This is a genomic window from Mycolicibacterium septicum DSM 44393 (assembly GCF_000455325.1).
GTDB classification, from domain to species: domain Bacteria; phylum Actinomycetota; class Actinomycetes; order Mycobacteriales; family Mycobacteriaceae; genus Mycobacterium; species Mycobacterium septicum.
This window is the reverse complement of record NZ_HG322951.1, coordinates 2,754,777-2,765,045: the sequence shown is the minus strand read 5'-3', so window position 1 is coordinate 2,765,045 and position 10,269 is coordinate 2,754,777. Positions and strand designations below refer to the sequence as shown.

The 10,269-nt window shown below is 64.8% G+C and carries 13 protein-coding genes; 4 read left to right on the top strand and 9 right to left on the bottom strand.

Annotation, left to right across the window (positions count from 1 at the left end):
• Positions 1-170: 170 nt before the first annotated feature.
• The gene (locus tag TX88_RS13020) at positions 171-884 is read right to left on the bottom strand and encodes a LysR substrate-binding domain-containing protein (RefSeq protein ID WP_044517328.1); all 714 of its coding nucleotides are present in this window, start codon (positions 882-884) and stop codon (positions 171-173) included.
• A gap of 28 nt (positions 885-912) precedes the next feature.
• On the opposite strand from TX88_RS13020, the gene TX88_RS13015 reads away from it, so the two are divergent.
• A complete protein-coding gene (locus TX88_RS13015; protein WP_044517327.1) occupies positions 913-1,299 on the top strand; it encodes a DUF5997 family protein in 387 nt (128 codons plus the stop codon).
• 15 nt (positions 1,300-1,314) lie between these two features.
• Here the strand turns inward: TX88_RS13015 and TX88_RS34540 are convergent, their stop codons facing one another.
• The 7 genes from TX88_RS34540 to TX88_RS12990 form a co-directional block, all read right to left on the bottom strand.
• A complete protein-coding gene (locus TX88_RS34540; RefSeq protein WP_164480724.1) occupies positions 1,315-1,479 on the bottom strand; it encodes a hypothetical protein in 165 nt (54 codons plus the stop codon).
• Between the two features lie 53 nt (positions 1,480-1,532).
• Positions 1,533-2,090: a DUF2628 domain-containing protein gene (locus TX88_RS13010; RefSeq protein WP_084621895.1), complete on the bottom strand. Its 558-nt coding sequence runs from the start codon at positions 2,088-2,090 to the stop codon at positions 1,533-1,535.
• Between the two features lie 112 nt (positions 2,091-2,202).
• Positions 2,203-2,358: a hypothetical protein gene (locus TX88_RS34535; RefSeq protein WP_167333294.1), complete on the bottom strand. Its 156-nt coding sequence runs from the start codon at positions 2,356-2,358 to the stop codon at positions 2,203-2,205.
• A 127-nt stretch (positions 2,359-2,485) separates the two neighbouring features.
• A complete protein-coding gene (gene nrdE / locus TX88_RS13005; RefSeq protein WP_084621894.1) occupies positions 2,486-4,654 on the bottom strand; it encodes a class 1b ribonucleoside-diphosphate reductase subunit alpha in 2,169 nt (722 codons plus the stop codon).
• Complete coding sequence (gene nrdI, locus TX88_RS13000; protein ID WP_044517324.1) at positions 4,621-5,073, bottom strand: class Ib ribonucleoside-diphosphate reductase assembly flavoprotein NrdI; 453 nt, start codon at positions 5,071-5,073, stop codon at positions 4,621-4,623. The genes nrdE and nrdI overlap by 34 nt, the downstream gene beginning before the upstream one ends.
• 35 nt (positions 5,074-5,108) lie before the next feature.
• On the bottom strand, positions 5,109-5,348 hold the full coding sequence (locus TX88_RS12995) for a redoxin NrdH (protein WP_044517322.1): 240 nt from the start codon (positions 5,346-5,348) through the stop codon (positions 5,109-5,111).
• 501 nt (positions 5,349-5,849) lie between these two features.
• Positions 5,850-6,392, bottom strand: a complete 543-nt coding sequence (locus TX88_RS12990) for an NAD(P)H-dependent oxidoreductase (RefSeq protein WP_044519363.1) — start codon at positions 6,390-6,392, stop codon at positions 5,850-5,852.
• Between the two features lie 90 nt (positions 6,393-6,482).
• On the opposite strand from TX88_RS12990, the gene TX88_RS12985 reads away from it, so the two are divergent.
• From TX88_RS12985 to TX88_RS12975, 3 genes are read left to right on the top strand one after another with little or no spacing between them, the layout of a single operon-like run.
• Complete coding sequence (locus TX88_RS12985; protein ID WP_044517321.1) at positions 6,483-7,088, top strand: TetR/AcrR family transcriptional regulator; 606 nt, start codon at positions 6,483-6,485, stop codon at positions 7,086-7,088.
• 4 nt (positions 7,089-7,092) lie between these two features.
• Positions 7,093-8,184, top strand: a complete 1,092-nt coding sequence (locus TX88_RS12980; RefSeq protein ID WP_044517319.1) for a DNA polymerase IV — start codon at positions 7,093-7,095, stop codon at positions 8,182-8,184.
• 10 nt (positions 8,185-8,194) lie between these two features.
• Positions 8,195-9,373, top strand: coding sequence for an AAA family ATPase (locus TX88_RS12975; RefSeq protein ID WP_044517317.1), 1,179 nt, complete (start codon positions 8,195-8,197; stop codon positions 9,371-9,373).
• Here TX88_RS12975 and TX88_RS12970 read toward each other — a convergent pair.
• A complete protein-coding gene (locus TX88_RS12970; RefSeq protein ID WP_044517315.1) occupies positions 9,370-10,251 on the bottom strand; it encodes an SDR family oxidoreductase in 882 nt (293 codons plus the stop codon). The two genes, TX88_RS12975 and TX88_RS12970, sit on opposite strands and share 4 nt — an antisense overlap.
• Between the last annotated feature and the right edge of the window lie 18 nt (positions 10,252-10,269).

Sequence of the window (10,269 nt, the reverse complement as noted above, 5' to 3'; positions counted from 1 at the left end):
CCTGAGTCGGCTATTCGAATGGCGCGAAAATCTCCACACAAACGAACTGTCGCATATTTGGCAAACCTCAGGATTCTTGCTCTCCACAGATTCTCGATCCGTGCCTCCGACGGGCGCAACGGCTTTGCCAGCTCTCCGCCGGTCTGCTCACGCGGCTTTGCCCCGGTCCGTCAGCGTCGACCGCGTTTGGTCGGGCCCGGTTTGCGGGCGACCTTGCCCGCGGCGGCACGGGCGGCCTGTTTCGCGAGAGTCTTCTCCCGTGCGGTGCGTTTCGGTGCCGGCTGGGCATGCCCCCGCGAAGAGCCGGGTTTGCGGCCCCGCACAATCCCGATGAACTCCTCGACCAGTTCCGGCTGCGGACCTTCTGGGAAAGCGAGTGCCACCGGGCAGGTGGGTGCATCGGCGATCGGCCGGTAAGTGAGGTCCTTGCGGTGATACAGCCGCGCCAGTGACTGCGGAACGATGAGAGCGCCCATCCCCGCCGCCACGAGTTCTATTGCATCCTTGGTGGTCTCCGGCCGGTGATCGACCGCGGTACCGGGAGCGCCCGCCCAGGCAACCGCATCGTCGAGTGGGAGCAGCGTCGGCTCACCGTCAAGGTCTGCGGCGGTGATCTCGTCGGCGGCGCTGAGTAGGTGATCGGTCGGGATCACCGCCACCGTTGTCTCCTCGTAGAGAGGGATGAGGGCCAGCCCAGACATGTCGGCGGACGGCCGAAGCAACGCCACATCGACGGCGCCGGCGCGTACCGCGTCGGCCGCCTCGGCCGCGTCGACGGCGCACAACTGCAGCGGCACGCCAGGGTGCCGCTCCGCCCAGATCCGAGCCCACTTCGCGGGCGTCCCGCCGGGGACATACCCGAGGGTGAGGGACTGCGGGGTCACCGCATCAGGTTACCGATACGCTGAATCCATGAGCAGGCCAAACGCGCAGTCCATGAAACCCGCCACAGCGGCGAAGAAGCTGGACGTGTATTTGCCCGCGACGCCTGCCGAGTTCCAGGAGAACGCGATCACCCGCGCCGAGCTCGCCGCCCTGCAGGCGGACCCGCCGCAGTGGCTCAAGGATCTGCGCAAGGACGGGCCGCATCCGAAGAACCTCGTGGCGGCCAAGCTGGGCATCTCGATCGCCGGCCTCGCGCGAGGCGCCGTCGGGGATGCCCTCACCACCGAGCAGATCGATCAGCTGCTCGAGGCGAAGCCGGAATGGCTGGTCGCCGAGCGCGAGAGCTATCAGAACGTGCTGGCCGAACAGCGACGCCTGAAGGCGCAGCGTGCGGGGCAGGCCCGCAAGAGCTGATTCCGAAAACGACCACTAGCGGTCGAAGATGTCGCTGACGCGATCAAAGAAGCGATCGATGCGCTGCTCCAGTCGCGTCCCTTTGCCCCACTTCTCCCACACATAAATCAGGCCGAAAATCGCGACAACGATCCCGAAAACCAGAGCGGTGACAAGGATTGCCTCAACGGTTGTCGACATCGGATCACCTTCTTCCCCTCCGAGCTGCTGCCGCTCGGCCGAGTTTCAGAACCTCAGCTCTTCCGACGGAAGAGCGGCACGCCCTCGTACGGGTTCCAACTGGTACTGCCGCGGGTGACGTGGAGGAAATAGGCCCAGTTCGCGGTGCTGGAGTAGAGCGCGCCGATCGCGGCGCCGTAGGCAGCCGGCGGGAAGGTGAAGTTAAAGGCGAACTCGATGATCGCGATGATGAAACTCACGACGAACGAAATGCCGAAGAGGCTGAGGCCCTTGCGCCAAGGCCCCTTGATCGCAAAGTAGATGGGGCCGAAGAAGAACGCCGGACCGTTCGCTCCGAGCCGCATCCGCTGTCCGAACGAGAGCTGCTTGAACGCGGCCGTCGCCTCGGGCGAGGACGCGGGCTGGCCGTAGCGGGAGAAGAAGTCGAAACGGCTGCGCCACTTCTCGGGCACCTCGAAGGCCACCGGGCCCGGTGCCGGCGCCCCGTAGGGGTTCGGTGTCGCGTAGGGGTTCTGCGCCCCGTAGGGGTTGGGCGCACCGTACGGGTTCTGCGCCGCGTAGGGGTTCTGCGGGTCATGCGAGTACTGAGGAGGAACGCCGTTATCGGTCACCGCGCGATAATAGCTGCCGAGCGAAACTCCATGTTTGCCAGCGGCACTGCCGTTCCAGTACCTGCCGCAGAGTGGCCGTCCCTACGTGCTGCGTGCGCCGCGAGGAATCGGGTCACCACTGACCATCATCGCCATCGTCGTCGTCGCCATCGTCGTCGTCCTCAAGCGGCGAGCGCGGCTCGCGCATCACGAACACCGCCCAGATCACACCGCCGATCAGCGCCGCGACCATCGCGAAGAAGAGCAGCTGTCCTACCAGTGCGGCCATCGTCGTACCCCCTCAGAGTCGCTCAGTGCCCTCCACACAGTCTGCCGAATGTCGAATGGCCAGTTATCACACGCTTTTTCGCAATCTGCGTGCAATAACTGGCCATTGAACGTGCGTGCTTACAGCGTCACAACATGCAGCTGACGCAGTTTTCCACCTCAGTGCCTTGCAGTGCCATCTGCCGCAACCGGATGTAGTACAGCGTCTTGATGCCCTTGCGCCAGGCGTAGATCTGCGCCTTGTTGACCTCACGGGTGTCGGCGGTGTCCTTGAAGAACAGGGTCAGCGAAAGACCTTGATCCACATGCTGGGTGGCCGCGGCGTAGGTGTCGATGATCTTCTCGTAGCCGATCTCATACGCGTCCTGGTAGTAGTCCAGGTTGTCGTTGGTCAGATACGGCGCCGGGTAGTAAACCCGACCGATCTTGCCTTCCTTGCGGATCTCGATCTTCGATGCCACCGGGTGGATCGAGGACGTCGAGTGGTTGATGTAGGAGATCGACCCGGTCGGCGGGACGGCCTGCAGGTTCTGGTTGTAGATGCCGTGCTTCTGCACCGACTCTTTCAACTGCTTCCAGTCGTCCTGCGTCGGGATGTGGATGTCCGCATCGGCGAAGATCTGCCGGACCTTGTCGGTGGCCGGCTCCCACACCTGCTCGGTGTACTTGTCGAAGAACTCACCCGACGCGTACTTCGAGTCCTCGAACCCGCCGAAGCGCGTACCACGTTCGATCGCAATGAGATTCGATGCCCGCAGCGCGTGGAACAGCACGGTGTAGAAGTAGATGTTGGTGAAGTCGATGCCCTCTTCGGAGCCGTAGTGGATCCGCTCACGGGCCAGATACCCGTGCAGGTTCATCTGCCCCAGGCCGATCGCGTGCGAGCTGTTGTTGCCCTGCTCGATGGACGGCACCGACCAGATGTGGGTCTGATCGCTCACCGCGGTCAGCGCCCGGATCGACGTCTCGATGGTCTGTGCGAAATCCGGCGAGTCCATCGCCTTGGCGATGTTCAGCGAACCGAGGTTGCACGAGATGTCCTTGCCCACCTTGGCGTAGGACAGGTCCTCGTTGAACAGCGACGGCGTAGAGACCTGCAGGATCTCCGAGCACAGGTTGGAGTGGGTGATCTTGCCGGCGATCGGGTTGGCCCGGTTCACCGTGTCCTCGTACATGATGTACGGGTAGCCCGACTCGAACTGCAGCTCGGCCAGCGTCTGGAAGAACTCGCGCGCCTTGATCTTGGTCTTGCGGATCCGGCCGTCGTTGACCATCTCGTGGTACTTCTCGGTCACCGAGATGTCGGCGAACGGCACGCCGTAGACCTTCTCGACGTCGTACGGCGAGAAGAGGTACATGTCCTCGTTCTTCTTCGCCAGCTCGAAGGTGATGTCCGGGATCACCACGCCGAGGCTGAGCGTCTTGATCCGGATCTTCTCGTCGGCGTTCTCGCGCTTGGTGTCGAGGAACCGGTAGATGTCGGGGTGATGCGCGTGCAGGTACACCGCGCCGGCACCCTGGCGGGCACCGAGCTGGTTGGCGTAGGAGAACGAATCCTCTAGCAGCTTCATGATCGGGATGACGCCCGAGCTCTGGTTCTCGATGTTCTTGATCGGCGCGCCGTGCTCACGAATATTGGTCAGCAGCAAGGCAACTCCGCCGCCGCGCTTGGACAGCTGCAGGGCCGAGTTGATCGAGCGCCCGATGGACTCCATGTTGTCCTCGATGCGCAGCAGGAAGCAGGACACCGGCTCGCCGCGCTGCTTCTTGCCCGAGTTGAGGAACGTGGGAGTGGCCGGCTGGAAGCGGCCGTCGATGATCTCGTCGACGAGCTTCTCGGCCAGCACGGTGTCACCGGCGGCCAGGGTCAACGCGACCATCACCACGCGATCTTCGAAACGCTCCAGGTAGCGCTTTCCGTCGAAGGTCTTGAGGGTGTAGGAGGTGTAGTACTTGAACGCGCCGAGGAACGTCGGGAACCGGAACTTCTTGGCGTAGGCCCGATCCAGCAGGCTCTTGACGAAATTGCGGCTGTACTGGTCGAGCACCTCGCGCTCGTAGTACTCCTTCTCGATCAGGTAGTCGAGCTTCTCGTCCTGGCTGTGGAAGAACACCGTGTTCTGGTTGACGTGCTGCAGGAAGTACTCCCGCGCGGCCTGCACATCCTTGTCGAACTGAATCTTGCCGTCAGCGTCGTACAGATTCAGCATCGCGTTGAGAGCGTGGTAATCCGTCTCGCCGGGAAGCGCGTGCGCGGCGGTGGTTACAGGCTCTGCAGCTGTGACGGTTGGTGGCACGTCTGGTCCTTCCAAAAGTCTTTCAACCCCGTGCGAACGGCTTCTACGTCGTCCGGAGTTCCCATGAGCTCGAAGCGATATAGGTACGGCACGCCGCACTTGCGCGAAATTACATCGCCCGCGTAGGCGAATTCCGCACCGAAGTTGTTGTTGCCCGCGGCGATGACGCCGCGGATCAACGACCGATTGTGTTCATTGTTCAGAAACGCGATGACCTGCTTGGGCACATAGCCACCGTCGTTGATGTCGGGGGTCGAACGGCCGCCGCCGTAGGTCGGGAGGATCAGAACGTAGGGCTCGTTCACCTCGATGCGGCCGTGCAGCGGGATCCGGGTGACTCGGTCTTCGGGCCACTTCAGCTTCTCGACGAAGCGATGGGTGTTCTCCGAGACACTGGAGAAGTAGACGAGATGACTCATCGTGTTCTCCGTCCTCCCCCGTTGATGACCTTCCGTTACGCGCTGGCCGCGACCGTGCTGAGTGCCTTGATCCGATCCGGCCGGAAGCCCGACCAGTGGTCGTTGCCGGCCACCACGACCGGCGCCTGCAGGTAGCCGAGCGCCATGACGTAGTCACGGGCCTCGCTGTCGAGGGTGATGTCGACCTTCTCGAACTCGATGCCCTGCTTTTCCAACGCCTTGTAGGTGGCGTTGCACTGCACGCATGCGGGCTTGGTGTACACGGTGACGGTCATCTTCGGTACGGCTCCTCTTGCGGAAAGTGAAAAAACTAGACAGTGACTGGCAACTGATCGGGTCTTACGTTTCGCTTAAGTTCAGCGACCTTCGGGCCGCCAAAATTCCTGCCGGTCGAAGTCGCTCTCCAGCTGGTCTTGAAACCGACTCAGCCGGATTCGCTGCGCTCCGGCGGGCTCCCGAACTGTGGTGGCCTGTCGGTCTCACAGACACTACACCTAGTGGCCGACAGTTCGAAGCCATACAACATGTTCTGAATAACATTTCTGAAATTCCCTGGTCGTAAGCTTGCCAGCAACCACACCGACGGCGTGTCGTGCCCGACTTGACAGACCGTGTCGCGCCGCACCCCTAGATGTACCACCAGGCACCGACAAACCCGGCCGCCGCAAAGCGCAAGACCCCCCAATAGCAAAGCCGCCGGCCGGGTCGGAGTGACCCAGCCGGCGGCAAGATTTTGCCGCAAAGCGGCGCGAACGGCAAAACGCGACGACGAACCCTCAGTCGACCTCAACTGTGAGCTTGCCCACAATGTCGCGCAGCGCCTCGGCCACCTCCGCGTTCTCCCTCGGATGCTTGTCGTCGAGCGTCTTGGACGGCACCGAGAGCTTGAGATCCTCGACCACGCGCGGCCCGGCGATGGCGAAGGACTTGCGGGTCTCGTCGTGCGCCCACACGCCGCCGTACTGCCCGAGCGCGGCACCCACCACCGCCAGTGGCTTGTCCTTGAGCGCGCCGTTGCCCCATGGCCGCGACAGCCAGTCGATCGCGTTCTTCAACACACCCGGGATGCTGCCGTTGTATTCAGGAGTGACCACCAGCGCGGCGTTAGCCTCGGCGGCCGCCGCGCGCAGCGCGACCACAGGTTCGGCCACGTCGTCGGTGTCGATGTCCTCGTTATAGAAAGGCAACTCCCCCAGCCGGTCGAAGATCCGCAGTTCCACCCCGTCGGGCGCCTGCTCCACGGCCAGTTCGGCGAGCTGCCGGTTGATCGACGCCGCACGCAGGCTTCCTACCAACACCAGGACCTTCACATCGGCCATGTTCACCACTCCCTTGTTCGTCTGACCCGATTCTCGCAACGATCAACCGGACTGTGGTCCGATTAATTCCACCTGAGTTAAAGTGCAGTTGTGGCAGCCTCTGACCGCCCGACCCAGCTCGCGGGCTTCGACCCGGCGCCACAGGAACGCGGCGATGCCGCGCGAAACCGTGCCCTTATTCTCGATGCCGCGCGCCGGCTCATCGCCGAACGCGGACCCGACGCGGTCAGCACCGACGATATCGCGGTAGAGGCAGGCGTCGGGAAGGGCACGGTGTTCCGCAGGTTCGGCAGCCGGGCGGGGCTGATGATGGTGCTGCTCGACGAGGACGAGACCGCCGAACAGGACGCCTTCATGTTCGGCCCGCCCCCATTGGGACCGGGCGCGCCCCCGCTGGAACGGCTATTGGCCTACGGCGCGGATCGCCTCCGCTTCGTGCACTGCCACCAAGCGCTGCTGTCGGACGCCATCCGCGATCCCGCCCTGCGCTACACCGGCCCGTTCACCCTGCACCGCACCCACGTCCGGATGCTGCTCGAAACCGCGGGCACCACAGGTGATCTCGATGCGCAAGCCGATGCCCTGATCGCGCTGCTGGACCCCGACTACCTGGCCCACCAACTCTCCCACGGCCGGAGCCTCGACGAGCTCACAGCGGCGTGGCAGGACACCGCCCGCAAGTTGTGTGGCCACTAGCACCATGAGCGCCTGGGTGCTGCATGTCGACCTGGACCAGTTCCTGGCGTCGGTGGAGCTGCGCCGTCACCCTGAACTCGAGGGCCTGCCCGTCATCGTCGGCGGCAGCGGTGATCCGACCGAACCGCGCAAGGTGGTCACCTGCGCGTCGTATCAGGCACGTGAGTTCGGTGTGCACGCCGGCATGCCGCTGCGCACGGCAGCTCGCAAATGCCCCGACGCCACCTTCCTGCCGTCGGACCCGGACGCTTACGACGCGGCGTCCGAACAGGTGATGGGTCTGCTGCGCGATCTCGGCCACCCGTTGGAGGTCTGGGGTTGGGACGAGGCCTATCTCGGTGCCGAGGTCAGCGATCCGGTCGAGCTGGCCGAGCGCATCCGCACCGTCATCGCCGCCGAGACCGGGCTGTCGTGTTCGGTAGGTATCAGTGACAACAAGCAACGGGCCAAGGTCGCGACCGGGCTGGCCAAACCGACGCGCACGCGAGGAGCAGATCAGACCCCAGGTGTCTACATGCTCACCGAAGCCAACTGGATGTCGGTGATGGGTGACCGTCCGCCCGATGCGCTGTGGGGCGTCGGCCCGAAGACCACGAAAAAGCTTGCCGCGCTGGGCATCACTACGGTTGCTGATCTGGCTGCCACCGATGCGACCGTGCTCACCTCGGCGTTCGGGCCCAGCACCGGGCTGTGGATCCTGTTGCTCGCCAAAGGCGGCGGTGACACCGAGGTGAGCTCCGAGCCCTGGATCCCGCGGTCCCGCAGTCACGTCATCACCTTCGCCGCCGACCTCACCGAGCGCGGCGAGATGGACGACGCGATCCGCGAGCTGACCCGCCGGACCCTCGACGAGGTGGTCGAACAGGGCCGCATCGTCACGCGGGTGGCGGTCACGGTGCGCACCAGCACCTTCTACACGCGCACAAAGATCCGCAAGCTGGCCGCACCGAGCACCGACGCCGGCGTCATCACCGAGACGGCGCTGGCGGTTTTCGACCAGTTCGAGCTGGACCGACCGATCCGGCTGCTGGGTGTTCGGCTGGAACTGTCCATGGACGGGATTCCCACCGGCCAAGTTGTCACAGTCGACCAATAGCCTCGAACCCATGCTGCAGACCATCGCGATCCGGGGCTACCGCTCGCTGCGGGAGGTGATCCTGCCGCTGACCGACCTCACGGTGGTCACCGGCGCGAACGGCACCGGCAAGTCATCGATCTACCGCGCGCTGCGGCTACTGGCGGACTGCGGCCGGGGCCAGGTGATCGGCTCGCTGGCCCGCGAGGGCGGCCTGCAGTCGGTCTTGTGGGCGGGCCCCGAGCAGCCGAACGGGCAGACCCAGGGCACCGTCCGGACTCGCCCGGTGTCGCTCGAACTCGGCTTCTCCGCAGACGATTTCGGGTACCTGGTGGATCTGGGCCTTCCGCAGATGGCCGGATCGGGTGGCGAGCCGTCGGCATTCGCCCAGGATCCCGAGATCAAACGGGAAGTGGTGTTCGCCGGGCCGGTGCTGCGGCCGGCCTCGACGCTGGTGAGCCGCACCCGCGAGTACGCCGAGGTCGCCGCGCAATCGGGCCGGGGTTTCGATGAGCTGACCCGCTCGCTGCCTTCCTACCGCAGCGTGCTCGCCGAATACGCACACCCGGACGCGCTGCCGGAACTGTCGGCCGTCTCGGATCGGCTGCGCGACTGGCGGTTCTACGACGGATTCCGGGTCGACGCGGGAGCGCCCGCCCGCCGGCCCCACATCGGCACCCGTACCCCGGTGCTCTCCGACGACGGCTCCGATCTGGCCGCGGCAGTTCAGACGATCGTCGAGACGACCTTCGACGACCTGGCCCGCGCGGTGGCCGACGCGTTCGACGGGGCCACCGTCTCGGTTGCGGTCAACGACGGCCTGTTCGATCTGCAGCTGCGTCAACGCGGCATGCTGCGACCGTTGCGCGCGGCCGAATTATCCGACGGCACACTGCGTTTCCTGCTGTGGGCGACGGCACTTGCCAGCCCGCGGCCACCGTCGCTGATGGTGCTCAACGAGCCCGAGACGTCGTTGCACCCCGATCTGGTCCGGCCGCTGGCCGCCCTGATCAAGACCGCCGCCAAACAGTCCCAGGTGGTCGTCGTGACACACTCACGTGCGCTGCTGGATTTCCTGGACACCACACCGGCCGCCGACGAGCAGCGGAGCACGGCGATCGAGGTGGAGCTCTACAAGCAGTGGGGTGAGACGAAGGTGGAAGGGTTCGGCATGCTCAACACGCCGTCCTGGCATTGGGGAAAACGCTAGGGCTGCACGGATTTCGGCCGCAACGCCCGGCTGAACAACACGTTGACCTGTCGCATGGCCACGCTGTAGGGCCACCACGCGGCGCGTTTGAAGGCGTACAGGGCGCGGATGTCGACCGAGGTGTAGATCAGGAACCGGTTGCGCGCCATCCCGGCCAGGATCTTGTCGGCCGCCTTCTCCGCCGAGATGGCGTGGCCGGCGAACCGGTCCACCCACTTCTGCACGTTCGGATCCTCCCGGTCCACACCGGCGATCTGAACCGTCTGCACCAGACCGGTTTTCACCGCACCCGGCACTACGACCGACACCCCGATGCGGTGCCTCGCCAGATCGAAGCGCAGCACTTCACTCAGCCCACGCAACCCGTACTTGCTGGCGCTGTAGGCGCTGTGCCAGGGCAGTGCGACGATGCCGGCGGCCGAGGACACATTCACCAGGTGCCCACCGCGGCGGGCCTCCACCATCGGCGGCAGGAACGTCTCGATCACGTGGATCGGGCCCATCAGGTTGACGTCGATCATCGAGCGCCAATGTTGATGGGTGAGTTGGTCGACGGTCCCCCATGCCGACACCCCGGCGATGTTCATCACCACGTCCATCGACGAGTGCGCCGCATGGATGTCGGCACCGAACGCCGCCACCTGGTCGTAGTCGGAGATGTCCAAAGCCCGGTGGGCGGGCACCTGGGCGCCCAGCGCACGGGCATCGGCAACGGTCTGGGCCAGACCGACCTCGTCCCGGTCGGTCAGGTACAACTCAGCGCCCCGGGCCGCCAGGGCCAACGCTGTGGCGCGGCCGATTCCGCTGGCGGCGCCGGTGATCAAACATTTCTTGCCCCGAAAGTCCGCCCGGGCGTTACCCGCGGTATCACTCCCCATAGCGGTGACCTTACCTGT